Here is a 26,249-nt window from a genome sequence, read left to right as displayed (position 1 = left end):
AAGGGGTGGCTAGAATGCTGAATCGCAATGCGGAGGCTCTGTTCTGGATCGGCCGGTATATTGAACGGGCTGAGAATCACGCCCGGCTGATCGATGTGCATTACCATATCCAGCAGGAAGAGGATTTCCAGGAAGAGGGCCACAAGTGGTCGCGCCTGATTGACGCGCTTGGGGTACGGAGCGAATATCTACGGCAGTTCGAGAGCTTCAGCGAACAGGATGTATTATCCTTCATTACGCTGGATCTGGGGAATACCAACTCTCTATTCTCCTGTGTGCATCAGGCCAGGAATAATCTGCGCACCCTGCGCCAGCATCTGCCGAGTGAGCTGTGGGATATTGTAAACGGCTTTAACCTGTGGCTGGGGGAGCAGTCGGTAGCGGATATCATGCGCGGTCCCCATCAATTCTATCAGCAGGTTAAGGAACGGGCGGCGATGTTCCTCGGCGCGGAGCAATCGGTGATGCTCCGGGGCAATGAATGGCATTTCATCGAGAGCGGCCGGTTTCTGGAACGGGCGGAGAATACGACACGCATCCTGCAGACCGTCACGGTATCCTGCAAGTCGAAGGCTATCAATTCCATCTATACCCAGCTTCAGGCTGTGCTGAAATCGGTGAGCGGCTATCAGTCCTTCCGCCGGTATTACGCCGATGATATGTCGCCGGAATGCATTCTGGAATTCCTGATCGTGAACCCGCTCTTCCCGCGTTCAATCCGCTTCTCCTTCCACAAGCTGGAGGAGCATCTGGCCAAGCTGGAGCTGGACACTACAGAGAAGGGCTCGGGGCATGAGAAGGTGATCCGGCAGGCGGGCAAGATCAAGGCGGAGCTGGATTATATGGAGAAGGATGAGATGTCCGGGGACCTGGCCCTGGATGTGCTGGAGTCACTGATGATATCCTGTCAGAGGCTCGGCAGAACGATGGACGGTGCTTTTTTTCGCCGTGAAGGAGTCTCGGTATGAAAATACAAATCAACCACACAACCACCTACAGCTACCCCGAGCCGGTGACGGACAGTGTCAATGAGATCCGGCTGACGCCGCGCACGAACTACCGGCAATCCTGCTATCACCATGAGGTGGAGGTGCACCCGCCAGCCAATCTGCTAACCTATGAGGATTTCTTCGGCAACCGGGTCCATGCCTATTCGGTGAATAAGCCGCACACGGAAATGGTGATTCACACCAAAGCGACCGTGGTCACGCTCGACAAGGCGCAGGGCACGGATCTGCCGCATATTCCGCTGGAGGAGCAGGTGAAGCTGCTGAATGACGAGAAGTTTCAGAACCGGTATATAGAGTTTATTCTGCCTACCCGGTACACCGAGGTGACGCCGGAGCTGGTGGAATTTGCATCGCAGCATCCTTTTGAGGATGCAGAGGATATGTATGAATGGACCCGGAAGCTGTCGTCCACCATCTATGAGCAGTTTACGTACGATCCTGAGGCGACAAGCGTCAATACTACGGTAAAAAGAGCACTGATGCTCAAGCGCGGAGTCTGTCAGGACTATGCGCATCTGATGATTGCGGTCTGCCGCAGTGTCGGCTTGCCATCGCGGTATGTGAGCGGGTACCATTTTGTCGGGGATCTGCAGGGGGGCAACGCCAACTTCGAACAGGCCTCGCATGCCTGGGTGGAGACGCATATTCCGGGTACGGGCTGGCTGGGCTTCGATCCGACCAACAATGTTGAAGTGAACTGGCGGTATATCAAGCTTGGGCATGGACGGGATTATAAGGATATCGTTCCGGTCAAAGGCGTATACCGTGGTGGAGCGGGCAAGCTTACAGTCAAGGTGGATGTACGGCAGCTGGAGAATTGAATGAGTCAGAGCAGGCCCCCGCAGATGTGGGGTTTTTGCTGTTGCAGACAAGATATGCAGGAGCTTAACAAGCGGATAGGCTGTGCATGTTGCACTGGGCTTGTGCAATTTTTTGCATAACATGATTATAATCAAGCATCATTTGGGTAATCTTGAAACAGAGCCATTACATGTAGAATGGTATTCACGGAAGGAGAGTGTACATATGAGCCCCAATATAGCAAAAAAGCAGCGTTTTCAAGGGAAAACAGCCATAATCACAGGTGCGGGCTCGGGAATCGGCAGAGCGGCAGCAATTCAGCTGGCACGTGAAGGTGCGAATGTCGCCTTGTTCGATCTGGTGAACGAACGTACTTCGATCCTTGAACAGAAATTGAATAAGCTGCGCAGGGATTGCGCGTTAGCTATTGATGTGGATACTTCGGATGCCGGCCGGATGGAGGAAGCGGTGCGCAGGACTGTGGAGCATTTCGGAGGTCTGGATATTGTGTTTGCCAATGCTGGCATTAACGGAGTGGTCGGGCCGATTGAGGAGCTGAGCGTGGATGATTGGGAGAAGACGTTGTCTGTCAACCTCACTGGCACCTTCCTGACGCTGAAATACACCATTCCCCATCTGAAGGAGAAGGGCAAAGGCAGTATTATTATTACCAGCTCGATCAACGGCAACAGCAGATTTACCAGCTTCGGCTGGTCACCATACAGCACCACTAAGGCGGGACAGGTCGCGTTCGCGAAGATGGCTGCACTGGAGCTGGCCAAGTTCAAAATCCGGGTCAATGTCATTTGTCCGGGAGCGATCGCCACGAATATCGACGAGAGCACGGAGTGGAACGATGATGTGGAGTCCATTGTCATTCCCATTGAATTCCCCGATGGTGCGCAGCCGCTGGCAGACGGTCCGGGCAAACCGGAGAATGTGGCCGATCTGGTCGCGTTCCTGGCCTCGGATGAATCCATTCATATTACCGGCTCGCAGATTGTGATTGACGGTGCGGAGTCGCTGCTGTCTTAAATTCATTCTCCAGGAAAAGGTGATTCCATGAACCAAGAAGTGACGGATTACATTGCTCAGATCAAGCTGCCCTGGCAATCCGAGATAGGCTCCAAGCTGCGTGAGGTCATTCACGAGGCTATACCGGAGGTAGCGGAACGGATTCAGTATGGCAAACCGCATTTTCTCAAAAACGGGAAATATGCCGCTGTCATCTCTACCGCCAAAGGCTGGGTGAGCTTCTCCATCTTCAACGCAGCAGGGCTGGAAGTGCCTGAAGGCCAATTCGAAGCGGGGAGCGGGGATCGTCTCACAACCAAGCTGACGGAGGGCAAGGCTGTTGATTATGAATTGCTGTCTTCCTTGCTGAAGCAGGCTTCTGCTGCATTATAGCTACTAACAAATAGGGATCCTTCGGGATATAGAGACACTGCCGGAAATGGCGGTGTTTTTCTTTTGTCACAAACAATCTAATTAGATAGTTGTAAAATAACAAACGAAATGATAATATGTTTATATAAAAGCAAACAAAGGGTGTGATGGTCCAGTTGGCAGAAGAGAATGAAGCAGTGCGGATATCGGAGAAATTCTGGAATGCGTCCATTGCAGAATTGAAGCGGGGTTATAATGTGGAGACGGAAGAGCGGACGGAAAAGTATTATTGTCTGGTCTGCGGAGCTGCCTTCGAGAAGGGCTTGATTTATAAGGATGAAGGGCAGTATTACGAAGCGGAGAAGTTCGCAGCTCTGCATGTGGACAGGGTTCATGGCGGGATGTTCCATTGGCTGCTGACGCTGGACAAGAAGCTGAGCGGGTTAACCGAATTGCAGAAGGGGCTGCTGCAGGCCTTCCGCCAAAGTCTGAGCGATGCAGAAGCAGCCAAGGAGCTGGGAATCGGCAGCACCTCCACGGTGCGTAACCACCGGTTCACGCTTCGCGAGAAGGTGAAGCAGGCCAAGCTGTTTTTGGCGGTTATGGAGCTGGCTGAGGAGAAGCCGGGAGCTTCATCTCCTTTTGTGAGTATTCCGCGTACGGCTGTGATGGTTGATGAACGGTTCGCGATTACCGAGCAGGAGAACGACGAGATTCTGGGCACCTATTTCAAACAGGGGCCGGACGGCCCGTTGTCAGAGTTCCCTAAACGGCAGAAGCGGAAGGCGGCTATTCTGCGCCATTTGCTGCAGCGTTTTGAGACAGGGCGTAAGTACAGTGAGAAGGAAATCAATGCGGTGCTCGAAGCTGCTTACCCCGATTATGTAACGCTCCGGCGTTATCTGATCGATTACGGGCTGCTCGGCCGTGAAGAAGATGGAAGCAGCTACTGGGTGAAATTATAACGGAGAGATGAAGGGGAGAGCATAAATGACGGATAAAGCCAGACGCAAGGAACTGGGATATAACTATGCGCACACGCACAGGCCGATGGGGGTATACAGAATTGTGAATACCGCGAATGAGAAAATGTATGTGGGAAGCAGCCTGAATCTGGACGGGGTCTGGAATAAGCATAAGTTCATGCTGGATATCAAAGGCCATGACAACAAGGCGCTGCAGGAAGACTGGAATGAACGCGGGGAAGCGGGCTTCCGCTTCGAGGTACTGGAGCAGATTAAGCCGGAAGAGGATTTCGTGGCCGATGTGCAGGAGCTGCATAAATACCGCAAGATGCTGCCGGATATGGAGAGTAAGTGGCTGGAGCAGCTGTCTCCTTACGGGGAGCGCGGATATCATAAGCAGAAATAGCTTTCTGCCTGGTGATAAGAAGCGATAACTTACAGTCAAACCGGGAATGAATTTCAGCAGCACCCGTGCTAAAATAAGGACAAAGCTGTAGCAGAATGTGCCGTTTGGAATGTAAAAGGGCACTGGGGCGCTGATGAAAGGAACGGTGCGGATGGCTATATTATCTTGGCTTGCAGAACAAAGAATTCAGGAAGCTATGCGCAGCGGGGAGTTCGCCAATCTGCCGGGGCACGGCAAGCCGCTTGCGCTGGAGGATCTTTCCGGCGTACCTGAGGAACTGCGGATGTCCTACAAGATTATGAAGAACGCCGGGCTGCTGCCGGAGGAAGTGACGCTGCGGGCAGAGTGTGTAACGCTCGAAGAGCTGCTGGTGGCTTGCCACCGAAGCGGCAACAGCACTGCCGAGGAACGAAAGGAGCTGGAGGGCAGGCTCTCCCTGAAGCGGCTGCGTCTTCAGATGCTTTTGCAGGAACGGGGGCTGGAAGGCAATGCTGCATATACGGATTACAGGGACGCGATCGGGCAGCGGCTGGCGGGAAGGGAAGAGTAAGTAAGCGGAAACCTCCGGTTCTATGAACTGGAGGTTTTGTGCTGGGTAGGGGAGTGGGGGAAGTGCGTTTCATATAGGTGGATTTTCTCCACCTGCTGATGACGAATGAACCGCAGCTATAACTGCAGGTGGAAAAATAGCACTTAAATGACCGTGCTTCACCCAAAGTAGCTAATACCACCGCCAATAGATGCTGTTTTTCCACGTGCTTGCCTACAATCCGCCGAAACCCACAATTTAAGATACAAAATTCCACTTGCTTACAGTGGTGTAGGTAGCGTCAAGAAGTTTGTGTAAAAGAGTAGAAGTGCCTCCCCCGGGTTACGGGTTGGGATGTAGTGTTTCTGGGGGAAGGGGGAACCCCGACCCCCAGAAACTGGATTTCTCTGTTACGCCTCTTCCGGTGTGGGCAAAGAGGGGTAGCGTGTTTCGAATAGCACTTTTAGCTTCTTTTTAACGGCATCCACTCCAAAGCCTTGGGCGACCCGCCCTGCATGACGTTCATTGTATTCCAGCATCTCCAGGTACACGATTTTCTCTGCGGCATCCATGTTTGTCAGACTGTTCATCGGTTTCAGACGCTTGCGGATTTCCTTGTTCATCCGCTCGATGGGGTTCGACGTGTAGATCGCTTTACGGATCGACAGCGGATAGTTGTAGAACGTCAGGAGTGTGGATAACTGTTCCTCCCAGGACCTCATTTCCTTCGGATACAGCTTGTTCCACTTCGCTTTGACCGTATCAAAGTTAGCCCGGGCTACCACTTCATCCGGTGCCGTATATATGGTTTTCAACGCCTCCATGACATCGGTTTTGTGCTCCAACCGGATTTTATGGAACGTGGCCCGCACTTTGTGCACTACGCAATGCTGTACATCCGCCTGAGGATAGGTCTCTTTAAACGCCGCATCCAGCCCCGGCAGTCCGTCAAACACACCCAGCAGGACTTCCTGCGCTCCGCGGTCGTACAGGTCTTTGAGTACCTCCCGCCAGCCATTCGAACTCTCTTGGCCACCCACGTAGAACCCGAGAATTTGACGCTGTCCCTCCTCGTCAATTCCCATCGCAAAGTAGACCACTTCACCACGAACCGTGCCCCGTTTCAGCTTCACGTACAGCCCATCTAAATAGATCACAGAGTACCGTTTGCTCAGTGGCCGCTTTTGCCACTGGTGGATATCGTCCAGCACTGTAGCCGTAATATTGCTGACCGTGGTGGGGGAGTAGTGGCTGCCAAACATACTTTCAATGAACCGGGCCACATCCCGCGTACCCATGCCCGATTTATACATTTGGATGACGGCCTCTTCTAACCATCCGTCCCGCCGCTGGTACGGCTCAAACATCTGCGTCTGGAAAAGGCTTTGGCGGTCCCGGGGCACCTGAAGATCCTCGATATGGCCATATTTCGTGTGTAAGTCTCGCGTATAGTAGCCATTGCGACTATTGCTGGCGCCGGCTTCTTCACTCTCCATAAACCCCTGGATTTCGGCGCGCAACAGGCGTTCCATGTTGTCTTTCACAAAATCTTTAACAAGTTTTTCAAATAGATTATTCAGAGAACTTTCGGGTAAAATATTCATTGGTAGGGTTCCTCCTTGGTGGTTTCGCAATCCCGAGGATACCCTACTTTTTTGGTGCCTGACTAGGCTCCAAATCTTGGTACACAACTTACTTTACGCCATCGTGGTGTATTGCGGTGAAGGCAGAATCATGAATTGCGTGATACAACAGCCGGAAGCCAAGAATGTTCACCCTAAGGGTGACTAAGCTTCTACTTGATATCCGGGGCGGTTTCACCCATGATAATGAAATGGATATGAAACTTAACTTTTAGCGGATGATGGAGAGATGAAATGAAGCAGCTTCCGATTATGCAGGTGCTCCCTGACCTGAAGAGAATTCTGACAGACCGTGCTGTGGCGGTTCTAATTGCTGAGCCTGGAGCGGGGAAGACAACGACTGTGCCGCCTGCTTTTTTGGAGGAGTCCTGGCTGGCCGGTAAAACCATTCTGATGCTGGAGCCCAGACGTCTGGCAGCCCGTTCGGCCGCAGGCTACATGGCTTCCTGTATGGGGGAGAGTGTCGGTCAGACCGTAGGATACCGTATGCGGATGGATACCAAGGTGGGGCGGAATACACGGATTGTTGTTGTGACGGAAGGCGTGCTGACGAGGATGCTCCAGAGCGATCCTTCGCTGGGGGATGTGGGGCTTGTGATCTTCGACGAGTTCCATGAGCGCAGCCTGCATGCGGATCTTGGACTGGCACTGGCGCTTGAAGCGCAGAGTGTGCTGCGCGAGGATCTGCGCATTCTGGTGATGTCGGCGACCCTGGATGGAGATCGCGTAGCTTCCCTGCTGGGCGAAGCGCCGGTCGTCCGTTGTCCGGGCCGGACGTATCCGGTGGAGACGGTCTATATGCCGGAGGCAGGCAATGCTGCCCTTGAGAAATCCGCAGCTGCCGCTGTCCGGCGTGCGCTTGCTGAGCAGCCGGGGGATGTGCTAGTCTTCCTGCCCGGCGAGCGGGAGATCCGCCGGACGGAGCAGGAGCTGGCATCAGGAAGCCTGCCGCCAGGAACGGTGCTCCGGCCGCTCTATGGCCAATTGCCGCAGCACCAGCAGGATGCGGCGGTGGCTCCTGCGGTGGAAGGCGAACGGAAGGTCGTATTGGCGACCTCCATTGCCGAGACAAGTCTGACCATCGAAGGAGTACGCTCGGTGATTGACACGGGGCTTCGCCGGACGCAGGTATTCTCTGCGCGTACCGGCATGCCGCGCTTAACGACAGTGCCGGTCTCGAAGGCCTCGGCTGATCAGCGGCGCGGCCGGGCAGGCCGCACAGCGCCAGGCGTCTGCTACAGGCTGTGGAGCCGGGAGGCACATGATCATCTGCCGGACGACAACGTGCCGGAGATCATGGAGACCGACCTGGCGCAGCTCGCCCTGGAGCTGGCGCTCTGGGGCGTGCGCGAGCCGGGAGCGCTCGCCTGGCTGGACGCGCCGCCTGCCGCGCCTTACGCGCAGGCCACGGCGCTGCTGCGCCAGCTCGGCGCGCTGGACGCCGGCGGCGCCATTACGCCGCACGGCCGCAGCATGGCCGTGCTTGGCGCGCACCCGCGCATCGCGCATATGCTGCTGCGCGCGGCAGACCTTGCAGCTGCGCCGCTCGCCGCCAGGCTCGCTGCGCTGCTGCAGGAGCGGGACCTCTTCCGGGGTCCCGCGGCTCTAGATAGCGACCTCACGCTGCGCGTGGAGGCGCTGCTCGGGTTCGAGCGCTCCGCCGGGAGCGGCGGAGCGGACCCGGCGGCCTTGCGCGCGGTGCAGCGCGAGAGCCGCAGCTTCCTGGCGCAGCTGCAGGCAGCGCCGGGCGAAGGGCCCGGCGACCTCAGCCGCAGCGGCCTGCTGCTGTCGTTCGCCTATCCCGACCGGATCGGGCAGGAGCGCGGCAATGGCGCGTTCCTGCTCTCCGGCGGCCGGGGGGCGGCAATGCGCGAGGGGCAGCCGCTGGCACGCTCGCCCTACATCGTGGCACCCGGCGTGGATGACCGTGCCGGGCAGAGCCGGATTATGCTTGCCGCAGCGCTGTCCGAGCAGGACCTGCTGAAGCATCATGCGGACAGCCTTCTGGAGGAGCGCGAAGTCTACTGGGACAGTGAGAGCGGAAGCGTGAAGGCGCGCAGAGTGACCCGGCTGGGGGCGCTCATCCTGAAGCAAACGACCCATGAGCGGGCTACTCCCGAGGAGACCGAGAGCGTACTGCTGAAGGTGATCGCGGCGGAAGGGCTACAACTGCTGCCATGGGAGAAAGGGACCACTCAGCTGCGGCAGCGGATGGAATTCATGCACTCACTGCGGGCCGACTGGCCCGATATGTCGGATGAGGCGTTGACGGATACATTGGAGGAATGGCTGGCCCCCTTTATACAAGGGATGCGGAATCTCCGTGATTTACAGCGGGTGAAGCTGACGCAGGCACTGGAGGGTATGCTGGACTGGAACAGCCGCCAGCAGCTGAACAAGGAGGCACCGACGCATATTACGGTACCGAGCGGTTCGCGGGTTCCCTTGGATTACAGTAATCCCGGAGCGCCGGTACTGGCAGTTAGGCTGCAGGAGATGTTCGGGCAGACGGATACTCCGCGGATCGGCGGGGGGAAGGTCCCGGTGCTGCTGCACCTGCTGTCTCCGGCGAGAAGGCCGATGCAGATCACCTCAGATCTGGCCAGCTTCTGGCAGAACACCTATTTCGAGGTGAAAAAAGATCTGAAAGGCCGTTATCCCAAGCACTACTGGCCGGATAATCCGCTGGAGGCAGCACCTACCAACCGTACCCGTCCTACCAAATAGAATGTGGTTGTGATCAGGCATTCATGCATCCGAAGAAGCTTTTCCTGTTTGGGCACCGCGTAAACGGGTAATAGAGTAGCGAACAACAATTACGAAGGAGGGCTTCAAGTGACAGAGAAAATTATTGGCGTATTCGATACGGAACAAGAAGCAACCAGAGCAATTGAAAGTTTGCAGAGACAAGGGTTCACGAACGATGAGATTTCAGTAATAACGAAGGATCGAGATGACCTGAAACACATCTCCGAAGATACAGGAACGATGGCGCCGGAAGGCGTTGCTACAGGTGCGGCCACCGGCGGCGTAGTGGGCGGAATTACCGGACTGCTGGCCGGGATCGGTGCGCTGGCCATTCCGGGAATTGGTCCAATCCTTGCTGCAGGCCCAATCGCAGCTACACTAACAGGGGCTGCCATCGGAGTAGGAGCAGGCGGACTGGTGGGCGGATTAATCGGACTCGGCATTCCCGAGGATGAGGCCAGAGATTACGAAGGCTATATCGACAGCGGCAAAATCCTCGTCCTGGTCGATGACAACGGCCGTGGAAGAGATATCCATACGGTATTCCGGGGCAACCGTTCACTCAATTCCGGCCGGTACGATAGCCTGTATCCGGAGGATACGCTGGCGGACCGCGGAGCAACTAACCCGGATCTGGTCCCTAGGGACACAACGGTTGGCAATACCTTGGGCAACAGAGGCTCGATGAATGCAGACCGTGACCCGGACCTATACAACCGCGACAAAATCTAACCCTATAGCGGGACACAACCCCGCTAATATAGCTCAACAAAAGAACTGCCTGCGGGACAACCCCAGGCAGTTCTTTTTGCGGACAGCATCGTATTCCTTCATTATAATGTGAGATAAGATAAGGGGCACAACCGTTCGAAAGTTATATAAATTTATCATATGAAAAATTCGCAAAAGAACGAATAGTTGGATTTTCAACACTTACTGATGAGATTTTTCGCGTATCTACATCAACAATTGGAAAAATGGTACTTAAAAAACCACAATACCCCAACTTGTAGGCAAACGAGTAAAATTAGCTGCCTTTTTTCCACTTGCTGCCGTGCAATCCTCGAAGTTTGATGAAATAAGATACGTTTTTCCACTAAAAATAATAATTCATCATATGAAAAATTCACAATAGAGATGCTAAATCCCCATCTCTACACCTATCTACGCCACCTAACCCCCATACCAACCACTTACTTATCTACTTCAAAACAGAAAAAGTGAAAGATTACCCCATTATCGACAAATAGGCAACTCACTAAATGACTATTGTCTCATTTCCATGATTGACGACAGTACTGTTTTGGTATCCTCCTAAATTTTAAATAACTTGTTGTGAAAGCTGGGAAATAGAGTTTATACTAGAGTAATAGTGGGAATTGCCAAGCGGCAACAGTTTTCCCTGCTATATGATTTCTAACAAGTGGAAACGGCTTTGCCGTCCTTTTAAAGGACGGTACCGTTTCGGCGAGAAATAGAAGGATAATGTATAGTGTGAAACATATACATTCTTATATTTCAAAAAACACCCCGGGAGGTGTCTTATGGCGTTTATGATTGCTCAGCGGGCATTTATAAAGGTATACCTGATTACGATGGTGGAGCAACACAAGGGGTATGGTTATCAGATGCTTGAGGATTTGCGCAGAGATTTCAAAGCTCATGGCTATTCGCCTCCCCAAAGTGAAATTTACCGCGCTCTGCATGAGTTGGTGCAGCAAGGGATACTTTACCGTACCAAGCAGCTTAAGGGGAGCGATCCGAAGGTCGATTTTCAGGAGATTGTCCTGTATCACTTCACTTCGGACGGGGAGGAGAAGGCCAAACTATATAAGAAGCAGGTGAAGGCCGATCTGGACCGTTGTCTTGGTATTCTTAATAAGGCAGTAGCAGACAACTTCTGATGGGAGATCCACGAGCTGGAGGGCTCATGTATATCGATCTGGCCACGTTCCGGCGGACTCATCTATATCAGTTATCCAGAAGCCTCACAAGTCGTGAACAGCCGGATCAGGTATCCTCATCTTCAGAATCCTGGCCCGGCGGGGTTACCGGCGAGCTTGCGCTGCCATAATCCTCGACGGCTTCCCAGGCACCAGCGTCATCGAATCTTCCGCTATTCTGCTGACGTCCTTCGCCTGCACCGGCTGGCGGCGGGGTCATCACCTCTTCTTCCACAGGGCGTGCGCCGGTATCACGGCTGGTTGGGGCATGCTCCACGGTATGGCGGGTGTAGGGGATGGCCTCAAGCCGCTCATAAGGAATCTCTTGCTTACTGGCTTCGCAGATTCCGTACGTTCCGTCATCCATCCGCGCAAGAGCAGCTTCGATCTCCGTTAATTCTTCGGCTAGCGAGGTGTTGATGGACAGGTCGCGGCTTCGTTCAAACGTCTCTGTTCCTGTATCGGCGGGATGGTTATCGACCGAAGAGAGCTCGCCCGTTGAGAGGATAAGGGAATCGCCAAGCAGGCTGTCTTCTGCTCCATTGCCGGAGAAATGCTGATCCAGTTCTGCCTTGCGTTCTTCAAGCGAGGCTCTAAGCTTAGTCAATTGGTCTTTGGTTAAGTGGCTCATGTGTCATCTTCCTTTCAGCTTGATTAGTAGTTACACTGTCGTAATCTTTCCTTACCCTAATGTGTTATAGGGCAATCAGCAGGTATCCCTATGCTGAATTGTAACTTTAGTGATATTTTCATGCTGCTTTCACCCTGTTATAATAATACCTGCCGGATGAATGCAGCATACACTTGGAGGTTATGAAATGGACGAACATATGAAACGCCGGCTGGATAAGCAGAGAAAGCTGTTCAGCCAGCTCGGTATTACCCTTGATGCACTTACCATTCATGAGAAGGAATTCAGTATGAAGCTTCGCGGCTATGATGCCGAAGAGGTGGATACGTTCCTGGACAGCGTCATTAAGGATTATGAACGGTTCTATGCTACCATAGCGGATCTGATGGATAAATGGCAGGAGCAGCAGATTGAGATGAAAGAGCTGAAGGCAGAGGTGAAGACCGCAGCCACTCCGGCCCCTGTGCCGATTATTAAGGGGATTGATCCGCAGGATCTCGAAGATATTATCATCAAGCTGGAAGCCAATGTGCGTCAGCTCAAGGACAGATTGCCCATTCCCCGCACGGAGGGGTATTTGTAATCCCTGTGCAGCCACAGCGTGAGAGACAACAATATGCAGCATAAGTATAACTCTGGACGGGGGTTGGACCATTGCCGGAGAAGCATGCTTGGAGCTTGAAGATCCGCGGCAAAATCGCACTTGGATATGTCATCATATTATTAATGCTGGGGCTATTTCTGATTATAGTCTCTGGCCGGATTAACAGCCTGGAGAAAGAAACCGTGTTCTTGAGCGATCATGATATAGAAGTTCATGAACTTACATATCAAATTGAGAAAAATGTACTCGATATGGAGACTGGACAGCGGGGGTACGTCCTTACCGATGATGAGTCATACCTGGCGCCATATAATGACGGGCTGGTGCAGTGGAGGATTAATGCAGCGAAGCTGAATAATCTCATTGCCGATAACCCGAAGCAGGTACGGAATCTGGACACGATTACGGATAATATCGAGAAGTGGGTCGATGTTGCCGGACAGCATGTGGTTGAGCTGAAGAAGAATGGCCATACGGAAGCGGTCAGCGCTTTTTTTCGCAACGATACGGGAAAAAGCCTGGTCGACACGATCCGTTCCCAGTCCGATTACTTCCGTGACATCGAACGTACGCTCACGAACGACCGGATCAGCAACCTGAAGGACAGCAATCATAAGCTGCTGATTACCATGTACATATTGTGGGGATTGGTGGTCGTACTTGCGCTGCTCATCACTTATCTGCTCTCGGCCAGCATTGTGAATCCGTTGCACAGCGTCATACAGGCCATCAACAGTATTGCCTCCGGCGGTAACCGCTCGGAGCGCATTAGGGTGAAGACGCTGGATGAAATCTATGACCTGGGCGAAGCGACGAACGGGCTGCTGGATAACGTGCAGCGGGAGCAGTGGACGAGCGAACAGCTCACCTCAATGTCGATTGCCCTGCAAGAGACCATTGATATGCCTTCGCTGTGCAGAATTTTTGTGAGCCGGTTGTCGGTTATGCTGGAAATGCAGTATGCCACTATATACGTCGTGAATAACGAGGAACTGTTCGAGCGCATCTATTCCTATGCAGGCGCAGAGAATAAGGAAGAACGCATCGGGCCCGAGGTTATTCAGCCGGGAGTAGGCCTGGCAGGTCAATGTGCGCTGGATCAGCGGATGAATGTGATTGAGCAATTGCCTGATGACTATATCTCCATCAGCTCCGCTCTGGGCAGAACGCCGCCGAGGTTTGCTGTGATTGCTCCGATTATTTTTGAGAACAAGACTGTTGCTGTACTGGAGATTGCTGCGCTGACCCGTTGGGCGCCTTACCATTTCGAGCTGCTGAAGGAATTGCTGGATATGATGGGGGTTACCGTGAATTCGGTGAAGACCCGGATGGAGATCCAGAGGCTTCTGCATGAATCACAGGTGATGAACGAAGAGCTTCAGGTTCAATCCGAAGAGCTGCAGACTCAGTCCGAGGAGATGCAGATGCAGACGGAGGAGCTTCAGAGTCAGACCAGCGAGCTGCTAACCGTGAACAAGGAGCTTGAGAATCAGAAATATGTAGCCGAGAATGCAGCGATCGAGCTGGAGCGGTACAATGAACAGCTGGAACAGAGCTCGCGCTACAAGTCTGAATTCCTGGCCAATATGTCGCATGAGCTGCGGACACCGCTGAACAGTATGCTGATTCTCTCACAGCTGCTGACGGAGAACCGCAATCATACGTTAACCGAGGAAGAACTGGGCTATGCCTCTGTCATTTACAATTCCGGCAGTGATCTGCTTACTATGATTAACGATATTCTGGATCTTTCCAAGGTGGAAGCGGGCAAAATGCTGGTGGAAATGGATGCCGTCAATCTCACCGAGCTGCCCTCGCTGCTGCAGGGTTATTTCGGCAAGCTTGCAGAAGCGCAGAATGTGGAGTTTAACGTGACCCTGAACCCCGAGGTTCCGGATCTGTTCTTCACCGATGAGATGCGCCTGCACCAGATTCTGCGGAATCTGCTGTCCAATGCCTTCAAATTCACGGAGCAGGGCTCTGTTACCATGGAGATTACCAAGCTGGCGGCATATTCAGATCAGAGTTACATAGCAGAGGGGCCGGTACTGGCCTTTGCTGTCCAGGATACCGGAATCGGCATCTCTGAAGAGAACCGTGAGCTGATCTTCGAGGCCTTCCGCCAGGTGGACGGAACGACTGCCCGCAAATTCGGGGGAACCGGTCTGGGCTTGTCCATCTCCCAGCAATTGGCTAAGCTACTGGGCGGGCATATCAGCCTGGAGAGCGAAGAAGGGAAGGGCAGTACATTCACCTTGTATCTCCCATGCCGTGAACTGGACAGTGAAGAAGAACCGTTCCATCCGGCGGAGCTGGCTCAGACTGCAGCCGGGTCGGAGCACTCCAGAACCGTTCATGATACAGGGCAGCCGGGTAATAGCGGGGACTCCCTGTTCGAGAAAGAATACGCCATGCTGCAAGGCAGAACTGTCCTGATTGTGGATGATGATATGCGCAATATTTATGCCTTGCAGAAGGGTCTGGAGCCTTACGGAATGATCATTATTACCGCTCAGACAGGGTATGAATGTCTTCAAGTGGTTAGAGAGCAGCCGGAGGTGGATATCGTACTCCTGGATATTATGATGCCGGTTCTGGATGGCTATGACACGCTGTCTATTATCCGTGAGGAGATGCATCTCACCGACCTCCCGATCATTGCAATCTCTGCCAAGACGATGAAGGAAGACCGTGAGCGTTGCCTGGCCGCCGGAGCCACTGATTTCATCAGCAAGCCGGTATTGATGCAGGACGTCATTACACGAATGTGCCGGTACATTTGACTTTTCCAAAAACCCATTGACGGGAATACAAGGTATGCTTTATGATGGGTTCATAAATGATCATTTATATGCAGTGGCGTGTTACCTTAACAGGGCATGAGCCAAGATTCGTACTCAATACTTTGAGTCCAGTCTTGGCTCTTTTTTGTGCAAAAAATCAGGATATGGGCGGAAAGGAGGGGGAACTTGGCGAGGGACACTGAACAATTTCAGGTGCTGCGGGTGATTGGGAATAATGTCGTAATGGTAGAGGGCGGCAAGAAGAGCAAGGAATATGTAATTATCGGCAAGGGCATCGGGTTTGCGCTTAAGGATACGGGTGTTATTGATTCGGATGATCCCCGGATTGAGAAGCTGTTTCGGCTGGAGGACCGGGAGGAATGGAGTCAGTATCAGATTCTGCTGGAGGACATTGATCCCAAGGTCATGAGGATTACGGATGAGATTATCTCTGATATCGCCCGTGAGTTTCCCGGCAAGCTAAACGACAAGATCTATTTGGCGCTCCCCAGCCATATCCAATTCACCATTTTCCGCTTGCGCAGCGGGATGGACATTGTGAATCCATTCCTGGAGGAGACCCGGATGACGTTCCCCAAGGAATTTGAGATCGCTTCCAAGGCGGCCGGGAAGATCAGTGAAGGCTTTGAAGTGCAGATTCCTGAGGACGAGGTCGGTTTCCTAACTTACCACGTCTATTCTGCGGTCAGCAATGTGCCGGTGGGCCAGCTTGTGAAGGCCTCTAACATTGTCAGTGAGCTGATGGAGATGATCCGCAGTGAACGCAAGATCCGCTTTGAGCAGGGCAGTATGAATCATGTCCGGCTGATGGTTCACTTGAGATTCTCGATTGAACGGATTCTGCAGGGTTCGCTCATCGACAATCCTTTTGTGAAGCATATCAAGAAGGAATACAAGGATGAATACAAGCTCGCGCATAGGATGGGCAAAGTCATGCAGGGCAAGCTCAGTGTAGACGTACCCGAAGAAGAAATCTGCTTCCTGGCTATGCATCTGCACCGGCTGTTCCAGACCATAGAGAAGAATAAATAGCAGCAGCAAGGAGTGACTTTTATGTTTTCGAGATGGAAAGCTAAAAAAGAAGAGAAACCTACTGAGGCGGTAACCCGCCTGGAGATATACGCTCCGGTCAGCGGACAGTCCGTACCGTTAACGGAAGTGCCGGATGAGACCTTTGCCGGTGGGCATATGGGCCAAGGCATCGCCATAGAACCTATAGAGGGACGATTAACGGCCCCTTTTGACGGAAAAATTGCGCATGTGGTCAAAACCAATCACGCTCTAATCCTGGAGCATGCCTCTGGTCTGCAACTGCTGATGCACATCGGAATTGATACGGTCAGCTTGCGGGGCGAAGGCTTCATCAGCCATATTGCCACCGGAGATGAAGTGCAGGCAGGGCAGACGCTGATCGAATTTGATCTGGAGGCAATCCGCGCTGCGGGTTATCGTACGATCACTCCGGTAATTGTAACGGGCAACGGGGAGGACACCCCGGAAGTGGATTGCCATTACGGCCAGGTTACGGCAGGAACAAGCAGTGTTCTTACAACAGCAGTAGCTTCACAGCCTTAGAACATACATGTACTTAATATGAAACCAGGGGGATGATTTCATTATGTTGGCTTTTTTACAAAAGTTAGGGAAATCTCTGATGCTTCCAGTCGCAACTTTACCGGCGGCAGCCATACTGCAAGGGTTCGGACTGATTAATTATGAGAAGGACTTCCATCTGGGCAGTACCGTGGGGGGATTTCTCAACCAGTATGTGGCTCCTTTCTTGAATGCAGGTGCGGGTGCAATCTTCGGTAATCTGGCGCTGATTTTTGCAATTGGGGTAGCGATCGGGTTCGCAGGGGATGCGGTTGCCGCGCTGTCCGCCCTCATTGCTTATCAGGTGCTGGACAGTATTCTTAAGGTGCTTCCAGCCCAAATGCCGTTCATCGCTGATGATGTGAAGCTGAATATGGGCGTGCTGGGCGGGATTTTTGCCGGAGCCTGGGCTGCTTACCTATACAAGAAATATCATAATATCAAAATGCCGGACTGGCTTGGCTTCTTCGCAGGTAAGCGGTTCGTACCTATCATTACGGCCATAACCACCATGATTCTCGCAGTGCTGTTTGGGATGATCTGGAGCCCGATTCAGGATGTGATCAGTGACTTCGGCACTTGGGTTGTCGGTCTTGGCGGTGCAGGGGCATTTGTATTCGGGACAGCTAACCGTCTGCTGCTTCCGTTCGGCCTGCATCATGTAATCAACGCTATCGCCTGGTTCCAGTTGGGTGATTTCACGAACGCTGCAGGGGATATTGTTCACGGAGATCTGACGCGCTTCTTCGCCGGAGATAAGACTGCGGGAATGTTCATGACAGGCTTCTTCCCGATTATGATGTTCGCTATGCCGGGTGCAGCCCTGGCGTTCATTCATACAGCCAAACCGGAGAAACGCAAAATGGTTGCGTCCATCTTCATCGGATCGGCGATTGCTTCCTTCCTGACAGGGATTACGGAGCCCCTGGAATTCTCCTTCATGTTCCTCGCACCGCTGCTGTATCTGGTACACGCTTTGCTGACCGGTTTTGCCGGATTTCTGATGTATGTGCTGGATGTGAAGCTGGGGTTCGGATTCTCCGCCGGGCTCATTGACTACCTGCTTAACATGAAGCTCTCCACCAATGCGTGGGTGCTGATTCCGGTTGGGCTTGGCTTCTTCGTCCTCTATTATGTGCTGTTCCGGTTCATTATCGTCAAGTTCAACCTCAAAACTCCCGGACGCGAGGATGAGACGGAAGATGACCTGATTGATCTGTCCAAGAGTGGTACAGCCGCGTCGTCCTCTTCCAGAGCCGCCAAGATTCTGGAGAACATCGGCGGTCCTGCGAATATCCGCAGCATCGATGCCTGTATCACCCGCTTGCGTCTTAACGTAAATGATGACAAGGCGGTTAAGGACTCCGCGCTCAAGCAGCTGGGGGCTTCCGGTGTCATGCGGCTTGGTCAGGGGGCTGTACAGATTGTATTTGGACCACAGTCCGAGCAACTCAAGGATGATATTAAGAAGCTGATGTAGCTTGAAGCTTGTTAGCACAGCAGAATAGGGAATTCCATGCAGGCATCCTTCACAGGATGTCTGTTTTTTTGTGCGCAGGCTATTGCAATATATACAATACCGAGTATAATACTTGGTATAAAGAAAAAAGGAGTCGGTCCCTTTGTCTATAGATGATTATCTGGATTTGCTGAATTATGCCAAGGCAATTAACGATGAACAGTGGCAGGCTGATCTCCTGGAGCAATTGAATAACTATGAAATGCTTGCCGAAGAAAAGAAACAAGTGGATAGTGTGAGAGCGCTGTGGTCGCGGTTCGACGATATTAACTTATTGCTGATGCAATTATTCGATAAGCTGAGAGAGCAAGAGGATACAACGGATAGCGGTCTGTGGAGAGAACAGATGTGGGAGCTGAAGATGGAGCGGATTCACGTGGCTAAGCAGCTTCAAGCGCGGTATATCAGGATTAGATAGAGGATAGAGAAGAAATAATCGGAGATATGATTAGGTAGATATAGAGGTAATATAGTTTAACTAAAAAATGGCATGCAGTTAGTCTGCTCAGCCATGACATGCACAGTAAAGGTGAATTTCGCAGATTCACTCTCAAGGGCTTGCCGTCGTAAACCTGGACTTACTTGGACATTTCCATTCCATTACGCATCATGGTCATACACATGGTCATCATTTCGTCGCACTGCTGCATTTGAGTCATCATCTTGTCCATATCCATGTTCATCATGCCCATTTCGGTCATGGTTTCCATGCACATCTTCATGTTCTTCATCTTCGACATCATGTCTTCCATACACATGTTCATCATCATTTCCATACATTTCTGTTCCACCCTTAGCTCCACCTTTCAATTTATAATAGTTTACACCTAATAAACTACTATATTTTATTGGCAAGATCAACCTTTTAATGGATATACACCAGATATCAGTCCTACCGTGTGCGGGAGGGCTTTTTCTGTGTGTCAAAAAATCATTTTTTGACTGGTTCTGTTTAAACGCGGGACTGACGGGTTATAAATCTAAAAATCCGTTTGTTTTGCGAAAGGATGGGGTATAGGTGAGAAAAAGGCGAATGTCCGGACCTGTGATCCGGCGGTTATGGACGGCTGTCATCTGGCTAGGGGTAGCCGTAGCGCTGAGTGTATCAGCGGGCCAAGCGGAAGCTTCACCGGCAGCAGGCAAAACGATCCAGGTCAATCTGGATGATAAACCGTTATCTTTTGATAAAGCTCCCTTGCTGGATAAAGGGACGACGCTGGTTCCATTTCGTCCGCTGTTCGAAGCGATGGGCCTCACAGTAGGCTGGAATCCGGCACAGCAGACGGTAACCGGCACCAAGGAAGGCCTAACCATCGTCATGACGATAGGCAGCAAGACGGCTACCGTCAATGGCACCAGTGTTCAGCTATTGCAAGCGCCAACTATTATCGATAATTATACAATGGTCCCGCTCCGATTCGTTGGGGAATCCACTAAAGCGCTGGTGGCATGGAATCCGTATAAGCCGCAAATTCTCGTCTATACCGATCCTTACTTAGCGGCAAACGGCCTGACCCAAGCCACGGCGAAGGCGGAGGTTGATAAGCAAATCGCTGAATTCAAAAAAGTATATGACGAGCAGATCGCCAGCCAGCCGCAACAGCCCAAGCCGCCAGCTCCAGGGACTGTGCCGAATGCTCCTGCCGGAGACGGTTCCTATAAGCCAGCCGCTTCTGACCAAGTGAACCTGAGCAATCTGCAGGGAATGTATTACGGCTTCAGCCCGGACTACGACGGGTATGCGTGCGGCGGGATGTGCTGGAATATCATCACTTTCCTGCCGGGTAATAAAGTAGTTGTTGATGCTCCGAAGCAAGGTGGACCGGAGACGATCAACTGCTCGCGTGACGGCTGCCAGACTTACACGATACAGAACGGTAAGCTGAAGCTAAGTAACGGAGACACCTATGATATTGCGGTCAAATCCGGCAAGCTGTATATTGATGATGTTGAGCTGAGCCGGGTCAAAACAGTCAAGAACGGGCTGACCCTAAGTGGTACTTATGTTCACCGCGGCTTCCAAGGGCTGGCCGGGATATCTGCCGGGTCAACTTCTTGGACACGGACGCTGGTGCTGAACAGCAATGGAACCTTCACCAGCGACAACCTGATGCTGGGTACCGTCCAGGGCGGAGCACCCACAACAGGCGGGGCCGGCGGTTCAGACACCGGTTCATATAAGATAAGCGGGAATACCATTGTATTCGCTTTTGGTAACGGTAAGGTATCCAGTTCCCTATTCTTCCAGCATGATGACGGCAGCATCCAGGTTGGGGACGAGAATTACAGCAAGCAATAGTCATGAATGGAATAGCAAGACGCAAACGGTCCCCGGGATTTTACCGGAGGACCGTTTTTTTTGTGACAGATAAGCATTCATATGTTTTGGGGTCCCCGCAAAGTACCTGAGTCATCACCTACGCTAAAGCCCCACTTTGTGGGGTTATTTGGTGGATGTAGATGCATAGGGCAGCGCCCGGAGTGGATGTATGCGGGTCAACCGGGCTGACGTATAATTAGAAGATCAGAATTGCTGGAGAGAAATCTTGAGGCAAGGTGATACAAATCCGCCTTAGCCTTCGTCTTACTTATAGCTGCAGCGGATAAGGAGGATTTACCTAATGAATATTCCGGAATCAGACCCATACAAATTAATCTTTTATGAGCATTACCCGAGTGTGCGCCGCAAGCTGGCGGCACTTGTGAGGGACGAGAGTGCTGCCGATGATCTGGCGCAGGAGGTTTTTATCAGACTCTACAGAAATCCGCCGGATGATCCCGCGGCTCTGGGGGCGTGGCTGCATAGAGTGCTAACACGGATCGGATATGATTATCTGAACCAGCGGGTGAGAGAGCGGCGACTGATCAACAAACAGGAGCTGTTATATGATGCGGGGGCTTCTGCTCCTACGGGGGAAGAAGTAGTCCTCAGCAAGCTGGATCAGGAAGATGTACGGAGCTGGCTGGAGGATCTTCCCGAACGGGACCGGCAGGCCCTGCTGCTTAAGTATTCGGGCTACAGCTATGCAGAGATCGCCGGGGAGCTGGGAGTGAAGCCGCCAGTAGTCGGAACCCTGTTAAGCCGGGCGACAGCTAAACTGAAACACCATGCGGTGAAATCCATTCCGCAAGAATAATGAGATCCGGGAGGAAAGTGACCATGAATAGAGCAAACGGGCAGGTACAGCCACAGAACACAGATGAAGCCTGGGCTAAATTACAGGAGAAGCTGGAAGACGAGCCGGTCAATCCGGTGTGGGCTACATGGGGCAAGCAAGAGACCCTTCTAGAGGAACAGGCTGCCAAGGCTGATAGATCAGATAGAACAGAACCGGCAGCAGATGAAGTGCTTCCGGCAGCTAAGGCGGATAGTCGTGCAGCAGCGGAGCCAGTGCAGAATACAGGGCGCAAGTCACGCCGGCCTATAATGAGCCGCAGCCGCAAGTGGGTCGCTGCGGCAGCAGGCGTAGCGATTTTCGCAGCAATTCTGGCTACTCCGGTAGGGAATACAGCCATGGCAGCCTTGCTGAACCAGTTCAAGATGCAGGAGGCTACTGTTGTTGAAGAAGGCGATCTGCGGGATATGTTCTATCAGATAATTCAGAATGGCAATGGCAATATTGAGCAATCCCTTGAGGCCTTCGGTGACATCTCCATCACCAATGGTGAGATGAAGGAAAATGTTCCGCTCAAGGATATCCAAGGCTTGCTGGGCTACGAGCCGCTGAAGGGGTCCGTCATGGATTCAGTCAAGTTTGTTCAGGTCAGCGGGTCCCATGATATCACACTGAACCTGAAGGTGGATGAAGTGAACAAGGCACTGAAACGCCTGGGCTCGGACAATCTGCTGCCTGCATCTGTAGATGGCAAGCCGATTACGCTTCATATCCCCGAGCAGGTGAATTACGATCTGGGCAGCGATCAGCACTGGGGAGCCTTGTCACAGATGAACACACCTGTCGTTACCGTAGATCCTTCTGTGGATCTGGACGAAGCGATTGATGCCGTTGTGAACTTCCCGCTGATTCCCGACAATCTGCGAAGCAGTCTGCAGAAGAGCCGGATTTTGTCCGGCGATTTGCCGATGCCGCTGATTAAGGGCAATCATGATGAACAGATTACGGTGGCTGGTACGCCGGTCATTCTTACTGAAATGAAGTTCAGTAACGGCAACAGCTATACGGCTGTCTGGGTGCAGAAGGGGCAGCTTCTGCAGCTTAGCGGCGGAGATATCTATCCTGAGCGCGAGCAGTTCATTCAGAAGGTACAGGAGTTGATCACACAATGAGCAGTATCCCTGCGATTGATGCGAACGCCTTGACCAAAGCTTATCCGAACGGGCGCGGTTGCCGGGATGTTACTCTGACTGTGGGGAAAGGGGAAGCCTTCGGCTTCCTCGGCCCCAACGGTGCCGGCAAGAGTACCTTTGTCAAAATGCTCGTCGGACTCATCTCACCAACAGGCGGCCATGCTTCCATCCTGGGCCATCCGCTGGGCTCTATGGAAGCCAAAATGAAAATTGGCTATCTGCCGGAGCTGTACCGCTACCAGGATTGGCTGACTGGTGAAGAGGTGGTCAGGCTTCATGCCAAGCTGTGCCGGATTCCGAAATCCGTCATGGATCAGAGAATCCCTCACCTCCTGCAGGAGGTAGGTATCGGGCTGCGCGGAAGGGACCGGGTTAAGCATTATTCCAAGGGAATGCAGCAGCGGCTGGGTCTTGCGTGTGCGCTAGTGAATGATCCGGAGATTCTGTTCCTGGATGAACCCTCTTCAGCCCTTGATCCCATCGGGAGAATGGAAGTGCGGAAGATTTTGCAGCGGCTGAAGGACCGGGGAATTACTATTTTTCTCAACTCTCATTTACTTGAGGATGTTGAAGTGCTGTGCGACCGGATGGCTCTGCTGAGTAACGGAGCGGTCCTGCGGCACGGCAAAGTAGCGGAGATGCTGAACAAACGGACAAGCTGGCATTTCAAAGTGGGCGGATACACGCCTTTTTTGCTGTCCTGGCTTAATGAGCATACAGGGCTATCCATCCGGGAATCCGTGCCTGCGGCGGGTAAATCGGGCTATGATCCGGCACAGGAGGAGTCAGATTCAAGCGTCGTGTGGCTGGAGGCGGAGCTGGATCATGAGGAGCAGGCAGGCTGGCTGAACGGGCTGATGGTGGAGCAAGGGATGACGCTGTACCAGGTAAGCCGCCAGACTGAACGGCTGGAGGACTGGTTCATGGATGCGGTAGCCGGGCTCAGTCATAGGGGGGAGAAGGAATGAGAACTATATTAGCAATGACCTGGAAAGAAATGCTGCGCAAAAAAGTGATGCTGCTAACCCTCCTGCTGACCCTGGTGTTCCTGATTGCCTTCTGGTTTGTGGCCGATACCGTGGGAACGAACGATCAAGGGGCCGGAACGCTGGGAAATGGCAGCGGGTTGTTCATGCAGTACATGAACGGCGCTTTTATTCTGAGTCTGGGCTTTTTCTTCGGCGCGTTCGTTATTGCCTTTCTGGCGATCTTCAGCTCTTTCTCGGTGATTGCTGGTGAGGCGGAGCAGGGGGTCATGCAGGCTCTGTTACCCCGGCCGCTGCCGCGCTGGAAATGGTATCTTGGTCGCTGGCTGGGCTTTGTCACGCTGGGAACGATCTATGCCCTCATTCTGTTCACTGCAATTCTGCTGATTACAAGTGCCCACGCGAATGTTCCCAGAGATGCAGTCGTGCTTGCGAAGTCATTCCTGCTGTTCGCCTCTGTAGTTCCCTTGTTAATCTCCGTATCCATGCTGGGTTCAGGACTATTCTCGGCGCTTGGCAACGGTGTGTTCATGACAATGCTCTACGGGGCGGGATTTCTCGGAGGGATGGTAGATAAGCTTAGCGGTTCGCTGAGACTGGAGGACGACGGACTCAAGGTGCTGAATAATCTGACCGGAATGATCTCGATGATTATGCCCGCAGATACCTTGCAGCGCCGAATGACTGTCGAGCTGTTCAGCTTACAGGATATGAATGGTATGTTATCGATGGATAGCGGGGCGCTTAGTCTGATGAATTTCAATTCATTTCCGTCTAATACCTTTGTCGTATACGCTGTAATCTACACTGTGGTTATCTTTGGGCTGGGGCTTCTGCGCTTTCAGCGTAAGGATCTGTAGGAATCGACCATGCTTATTATAAAATCAAACAAAGCAGCGCCCCGAAGGTTCCTGTTCAGGAGCTTCAAGGGCGCTGCTTCGCGTGCCGTGCGGGAATCATTTGGTCACGCCGATCTCGATCCAATCCGTAGACCAGTTACCGATCTCTCCAAGAATGGGAGCCAGGGCCGTACCTTTATCGGTTAACGAATACTCAATTCGTACGGGCATCTCAGGATATACAGTGCGCTGTATGATCCCTTCCGTCTCCATCTCCTTCAACCGGTCTGACAAGACCTTGCCGCTAAGGTTGGACAAGCAATGCTCAATTTCTCCGAACCGCCGCGGACCATCCATCAGGACGAACACGATCAGGGCGACCCACCGCTTACTCAGCACATCTACCGCTTTCTCAAACCGCGGGCACATTTCAAAATCATTCATAAGGATCACCTCAGCATTCATTATATCATAAACTTACAATAAGTAATTATAAATATTTAAATATATATTATAACTTGACGAAGTTATATTACAATGATAAACTAACTTACAAATAGTTACTATGAAGAAAGTAAAATATCAAAATTTAAAGCGAAGTGAATTCTTTTCACAGCAAGGTTGCATAATGGAATCGAAGAAGCTTATGCTATCAAACTTTTAGGACGGTGCTCTTATGATCAACCCAGATATCCTATCTATACTACAGAACAAAATCAACCGGATTCCTATGGAAAACTCCACGAATATATTGGTCGGACCTATTACCCTGCCTGTCAATCTGGACGGGGAGACGATCACCTTCAAATGGTACAGCTGGCTGAATGTGACGGACGAAGAGCTTCAGCGCGCTGAAGGCAAGGAGGCTACCGAGCTGCTCATCAGCCGGTTGTCATCGATGAAGCTTGCGGATGGACAGCAGTCCAGTGTCCTGGTCTACGGAGATTTCGAGCATTCGGAGGAAGCGCTGATCCGGATGCACAGCATTTGCCATACCGGGGATATCTTCGGCAGCAAGCGCTGCGATTGCGGCTTCCAGCTGCACCAGTCGATGAAGATGATTGCCCAGCATGGCGCCGGGGCCCTCTTTTATCTGGCGAATCATGAAGGAAGAGGCATTGGCTTGTTCAGCAAAGCAATGGCATATCTTCTTCAGGAAGAAGGGTATGATACCGTAGAGGCCAATCTGGAGCTTGGGTTCGCCGATGATTCCAGAGATTACACAGATGCGATCAGCGTGCTTCAGCATTTGCGCAGCCATCCTGTGACTCTGATCACCAACAATCCGAAGAAGCTGGAAGCACTACGGGCTGCCGGAATGAATACAGTGAAGCGGGTGCCGCTATGGGGCGACGTATCGGCCTTCAATGAGAAGTACCTGCGGACCAAGGTGGCCCGTTCCGGACATCTGGAGGCTGTGCCGGGTGCAGAGTTTTTTGAGGGAAGAGTGGCTAAATAAGCAGGCTGGACGGATATGCATCCGTTCCATTATAATGGGGTACTGAACCCAATACTTAGCTTAGTGAGGTAACC

Annotated in this window: 26 protein-coding genes; 22 read left to right on the top strand and 4 right to left on the bottom strand. The window is 52.4% G+C overall.

Going from position 1 to position 26,249, the window contains the following annotated elements; translation table 11 throughout:
* Window positions 1–14: 14 nt before the first annotated feature.
* From MHH78_RS21300 to MHH78_RS21270, 7 genes are all read left to right on the top strand, one after another.
* Entirely contained in the window at window positions 15–968 is a 954-nt protein-coding gene (locus tag MHH78_RS21300; RefSeq protein ID WP_341168734.1) for an alpha-E domain-containing protein, read from the top strand.
* On the top strand, window positions 965–1,831 hold the full coding sequence (locus MHH78_RS21295; protein WP_341168733.1) for a transglutaminase family protein: 867 nt from the start codon (window positions 965–967) through the stop codon (window positions 1,829–1,831). Before MHH78_RS21300 ends, MHH78_RS21295 begins: the two co-directional genes overlap by 4 nt.
* Before the next feature lie 205 nt (window positions 1,832–2,036).
* Window positions 2,037–2,846 carry an SDR family oxidoreductase gene (locus MHH78_RS21290; RefSeq protein WP_076077824.1) on the top strand — a complete coding sequence of 270 codons (810 nt, stop codon included), beginning with the start codon at window positions 2,037–2,039 and terminating at the stop codon, window positions 2,844–2,846.
* Window positions 2,847–2,873: 27 nt separating this feature from the next.
* Window positions 2,874–3,218: a DUF1801 domain-containing protein gene (locus tag MHH78_RS21285; RefSeq protein ID WP_341168732.1), complete on the top strand. Its 345-nt coding sequence runs from the start codon at window positions 2,874–2,876 to the stop codon at window positions 3,216–3,218.
* Window positions 3,219–3,373: 155 nt separating this feature from the next.
* The gene (locus tag MHH78_RS21280; RefSeq protein ID WP_445668059.1) at window positions 3,374–4,162 is read left to right on the top strand and encodes a DUF2087 domain-containing protein; all 789 of its coding nucleotides are present in this window, start codon (window positions 3,374–3,376) and stop codon (window positions 4,160–4,162) included.
* A gap of 25 nt (window positions 4,163–4,187) precedes the next feature.
* Entirely contained in the window at window positions 4,188–4,568 is a 381-nt protein-coding gene (locus tag MHH78_RS21275; protein WP_341168730.1) for a GIY-YIG nuclease family protein, read from the top strand.
* Between the two features lie 151 nt (window positions 4,569–4,719).
* Window positions 4,720–5,118: a DnaJ family domain-containing protein gene (locus MHH78_RS21270; protein WP_341168729.1), complete on the top strand. Its 399-nt coding sequence runs from the start codon at window positions 4,720–4,722 to the stop codon at window positions 5,116–5,118.
* A 389-nt stretch (window positions 5,119–5,507) separates the two neighbouring features.
* Here the strand turns inward: MHH78_RS21270 and MHH78_RS21265 are convergent, their stop codons facing one another.
* A complete protein-coding gene (locus tag MHH78_RS21265; protein ID WP_341166367.1) occupies window positions 5,508–6,701 on the bottom strand; it encodes an IS256 family transposase in 1,194 nt (397 codons plus the stop codon).
* 273 nt (window positions 6,702–6,974) lie between these two features.
* Here MHH78_RS21265 and hrpB point away from each other — a divergent pair, with 273 nt between their 5' ends.
* From hrpB to MHH78_RS21250, 3 genes are all read left to right on the top strand, one after another.
* Window positions 6,975–9,467, top strand: a complete 2,493-nt coding sequence (gene hrpB, locus MHH78_RS21260; RefSeq protein WP_341168728.1) for an ATP-dependent helicase HrpB — start codon at window positions 6,975–6,977, stop codon at window positions 9,465–9,467.
* 108 nt (window positions 9,468–9,575) lie between these two features.
* Window positions 9,576–10,220: a general stress protein gene (locus MHH78_RS21255; protein WP_340941069.1), complete on the top strand. Its 645-nt coding sequence runs from the start codon at window positions 9,576–9,578 to the stop codon at window positions 10,218–10,220.
* Window positions 10,221–11,032: 812 nt separating this feature from the next.
* Complete coding sequence (locus MHH78_RS21250) at window positions 11,033–11,392, top strand: helix-turn-helix transcriptional regulator (RefSeq protein WP_036694148.1); 360 nt, start codon at window positions 11,033–11,035, stop codon at window positions 11,390–11,392.
* Window positions 11,393–11,498: 106 nt separating this feature from the next.
* Here the strand turns inward: MHH78_RS21250 and MHH78_RS21245 are convergent, their stop codons facing one another.
* Window positions 11,499–12,062, bottom strand: a complete 564-nt coding sequence (locus MHH78_RS21245) for a TraR/DksA C4-type zinc finger protein (RefSeq protein ID WP_341168727.1) — start codon at window positions 12,060–12,062, stop codon at window positions 11,499–11,501.
* A gap of 187 nt (window positions 12,063–12,249) precedes the next feature.
* Here MHH78_RS21245 and MHH78_RS21240 point away from each other — a divergent pair, with 187 nt between their 5' ends.
* From MHH78_RS21240 to MHH78_RS21215, 6 genes are all read left to right on the top strand, one after another.
* Window positions 12,250–12,645 carry a DivIVA domain-containing protein gene (locus tag MHH78_RS21240; protein ID WP_036728841.1) on the top strand — a complete coding sequence of 132 codons (396 nt, stop codon included), beginning with the start codon at window positions 12,250–12,252 and terminating at the stop codon, window positions 12,643–12,645.
* 71 nt (window positions 12,646–12,716) lie between these two features.
* Window positions 12,717–15,449 (top strand): CHASE3 domain-containing protein, encoded by a 2,733-nt coding sequence (locus tag MHH78_RS21235; protein ID WP_341168726.1) that lies wholly within the window; start codon window positions 12,717–12,719, stop codon window positions 15,447–15,449.
* Window positions 15,450–15,635: 186 nt separating this feature from the next.
* Window positions 15,636–16,502, top strand: coding sequence for a PRD domain-containing protein (locus MHH78_RS21230; RefSeq protein ID WP_340753842.1), 867 nt, complete (start codon window positions 15,636–15,638; stop codon window positions 16,500–16,502).
* Window positions 16,503–16,523: 21 nt separating this feature from the next.
* Complete coding sequence (locus tag MHH78_RS21225) at window positions 16,524–17,045, top strand: PTS sugar transporter subunit IIA (RefSeq protein ID WP_339256400.1); 522 nt, start codon at window positions 16,524–16,526, stop codon at window positions 17,043–17,045.
* A gap of 43 nt (window positions 17,046–17,088) precedes the next feature.
* Window positions 17,089–18,543 carry an N-acetylglucosamine-specific PTS transporter subunit IIBC gene (gene nagE, locus MHH78_RS21220; protein WP_339256402.1) on the top strand — a complete coding sequence of 485 codons (1,455 nt, stop codon included), beginning with the start codon at window positions 17,089–17,091 and terminating at the stop codon, window positions 18,541–18,543.
* Between the two features lie 142 nt (window positions 18,544–18,685).
* Window positions 18,686–19,000, top strand: a complete 315-nt coding sequence (locus tag MHH78_RS21215; protein ID WP_341168725.1) for a hypothetical protein — start codon at window positions 18,686–18,688, stop codon at window positions 18,998–19,000.
* A gap of 160 nt (window positions 19,001–19,160) precedes the next feature.
* Here the strand turns inward: MHH78_RS21215 and MHH78_RS21210 are convergent, their stop codons facing one another.
* Window positions 19,161–19,373: a hypothetical protein gene (locus tag MHH78_RS21210; RefSeq protein ID WP_341168724.1), complete on the bottom strand. Its 213-nt coding sequence runs from the start codon at window positions 19,371–19,373 to the stop codon at window positions 19,161–19,163.
* 227 nt (window positions 19,374–19,600) lie between these two features.
* On the opposite strand from MHH78_RS21210, the gene MHH78_RS21205 reads away from it, so the two are divergent.
* The 5 genes from MHH78_RS21205 (at window position 19,601) to MHH78_RS21185 (ending at window position 24,737) form a co-directional block, all read left to right on the top strand.
* Window positions 19,601–20,881 (top strand): stalk domain-containing protein, encoded by a 1,281-nt coding sequence (locus MHH78_RS21205; protein ID WP_341168723.1) that lies wholly within the window; start codon window positions 19,601–19,603, stop codon window positions 20,879–20,881.
* 322 nt (window positions 20,882–21,203) lie between these two features.
* Window positions 21,204–21,719 carry a sigma-70 family RNA polymerase sigma factor gene (locus MHH78_RS21200; RefSeq protein WP_036728818.1) on the top strand — a complete coding sequence of 172 codons (516 nt, stop codon included), beginning with the start codon at window positions 21,204–21,206 and terminating at the stop codon, window positions 21,717–21,719.
* A 23-nt stretch (window positions 21,720–21,742) separates the two neighbouring features.
* Window positions 21,743–22,870 carry a hypothetical protein gene (locus tag MHH78_RS21195; protein ID WP_341168722.1) on the top strand — a complete coding sequence of 376 codons (1,128 nt, stop codon included), beginning with the start codon at window positions 21,743–21,745 and terminating at the stop codon, window positions 22,868–22,870.
* Window positions 22,867–23,859: an ABC transporter ATP-binding protein gene (locus MHH78_RS21190; protein WP_339256412.1), complete on the top strand. Its 993-nt coding sequence runs from the start codon at window positions 22,867–22,869 to the stop codon at window positions 23,857–23,859. The genes MHH78_RS21195 and MHH78_RS21190 overlap by 4 nt, the downstream gene beginning before the upstream one ends.
* Window positions 23,856–24,737 carry an ABC transporter permease subunit gene (locus MHH78_RS21185; protein ID WP_341168721.1) on the top strand — a complete coding sequence of 294 codons (882 nt, stop codon included), beginning with the start codon at window positions 23,856–23,858 and terminating at the stop codon, window positions 24,735–24,737. The genes MHH78_RS21190 and MHH78_RS21185 overlap by 4 nt, the downstream gene beginning before the upstream one ends.
* 96 nt (window positions 24,738–24,833) lie before the next feature.
* Here MHH78_RS21185 and MHH78_RS21180 read toward each other — a convergent pair whose 3' ends face one another.
* Window positions 24,834–25,160 (bottom strand): winged helix-turn-helix transcriptional regulator, encoded by a 327-nt coding sequence (locus tag MHH78_RS21180; RefSeq protein ID WP_036728810.1) that lies wholly within the window; start codon window positions 25,158–25,160, stop codon window positions 24,834–24,836.
* A 232-nt stretch (window positions 25,161–25,392) separates the two neighbouring features.
* On the opposite strand from MHH78_RS21180, the gene MHH78_RS21175 reads away from it, so the two are divergent.
* Window positions 25,393–26,175, top strand: a complete 783-nt coding sequence (locus MHH78_RS21175) for a GTP cyclohydrolase II (RefSeq protein ID WP_340979301.1) — start codon at window positions 25,393–25,395, stop codon at window positions 26,173–26,175.
* The last annotated feature ends 74 nt before the right edge of the window (window positions 26,176–26,249 follow it).

The organism is Paenibacillus sp. FSL H3-0333, assembly GCF_038002805.1.
Taxonomy (GTDB): Bacteria; Bacillota; Bacilli; order Paenibacillales; family Paenibacillaceae; genus Paenibacillus_AQ; species Paenibacillus_AQ silagei.
The sequence above is the reverse complement of the archived record's forward strand: the minus strand, read 5'-3'. Positions and strand labels throughout refer to the sequence as shown.

Excerpts from the sequence above, each read along its gene's own strand:
- MHH78_RS21270 (WP_341168729.1), top strand. The coding sequence starts at position 4,720 with ATGGCTATATTATCTTGGCTTGCAGAACAAAGAATTCAGGAAGCTATG.
- MHH78_RS21245 (WP_341168727.1), bottom strand. The coding sequence starts at position 12,062 with ATGAGCCACTTAACCAAAGACCAATTGACTAAGCTTAGAGCCTCGCTT.
- MHH78_RS21185 (WP_341168721.1), top strand. The coding sequence starts at position 23,856 with ATGAGAACTATATTAGCAATGACCTGGAAAGAAATGCTGCGCAAAAAA.
- MHH78_RS21200 (WP_036728818.1), top strand. The coding sequence starts at position 21,204 with ATGAATATTCCGGAATCAGACCCATACAAATTAATCTTTTATGAGCAT.
- MHH78_RS21240 (WP_036728841.1), top strand. The coding sequence starts at position 12,250 with ATGGACGAACATATGAAACGCCGGCTGGATAAGCAGAGAAAGCTGTTC.
- MHH78_RS21300 (WP_341168734.1), top strand. The coding sequence starts at position 15 with ATGCTGAATCGCAATGCGGAGGCTCTGTTCTGGATCGGCCGGTATATT.
- MHH78_RS21290 (WP_076077824.1), top strand. The coding sequence starts at position 2,037 with ATGAGCCCCAATATAGCAAAAAAGCAGCGTTTTCAAGGGAAAACAGCC.
- MHH78_RS21180 (WP_036728810.1), bottom strand. The coding sequence starts at position 25,160 with ATGAATGATTTTGAAATGTGCCCGCGGTTTGAGAAAGCGGTAGATGTG.
- MHH78_RS21265 (WP_341166367.1), bottom strand. The coding sequence starts at position 6,701 with ATGAATATTTTACCCGAAAGTTCTCTGAATAATCTATTTGAAAAACTT.
- MHH78_RS21250 (WP_036694148.1), top strand. The coding sequence starts at position 11,033 with ATGGCGTTTATGATTGCTCAGCGGGCATTTATAAAGGTATACCTGATT.
- MHH78_RS21275 (WP_341168730.1), top strand. The coding sequence starts at position 4,188 with ATGACGGATAAAGCCAGACGCAAGGAACTGGGATATAACTATGCGCAC.
- MHH78_RS21175 (WP_340979301.1), top strand. The coding sequence starts at position 25,393 with ATGATCAACCCAGATATCCTATCTATACTACAGAACAAAATCAACCGG.
- MHH78_RS21295 (WP_341168733.1), top strand. The coding sequence starts at position 965 with ATGAAAATACAAATCAACCACACAACCACCTACAGCTACCCCGAGCCG.
- MHH78_RS21285 (WP_341168732.1), top strand. The coding sequence starts at position 2,874 with ATGAACCAAGAAGTGACGGATTACATTGCTCAGATCAAGCTGCCCTGG.
- MHH78_RS21225 (WP_339256400.1), top strand. The coding sequence starts at position 16,524 with ATGTTTTCGAGATGGAAAGCTAAAAAAGAAGAGAAACCTACTGAGGCG.
- nagE (WP_339256402.1), top strand. The coding sequence starts at position 17,089 with ATGTTGGCTTTTTTACAAAAGTTAGGGAAATCTCTGATGCTTCCAGTC.
- MHH78_RS21190 (WP_339256412.1), top strand. The coding sequence starts at position 22,867 with ATGAGCAGTATCCCTGCGATTGATGCGAACGCCTTGACCAAAGCTTAT.
- MHH78_RS21195 (WP_341168722.1), top strand. The coding sequence starts at position 21,743 with ATGAATAGAGCAAACGGGCAGGTACAGCCACAGAACACAGATGAAGCC.
- hrpB (WP_341168728.1), top strand. The coding sequence starts at position 6,975 with ATGAAGCAGCTTCCGATTATGCAGGTGCTCCCTGACCTGAAGAGAATT.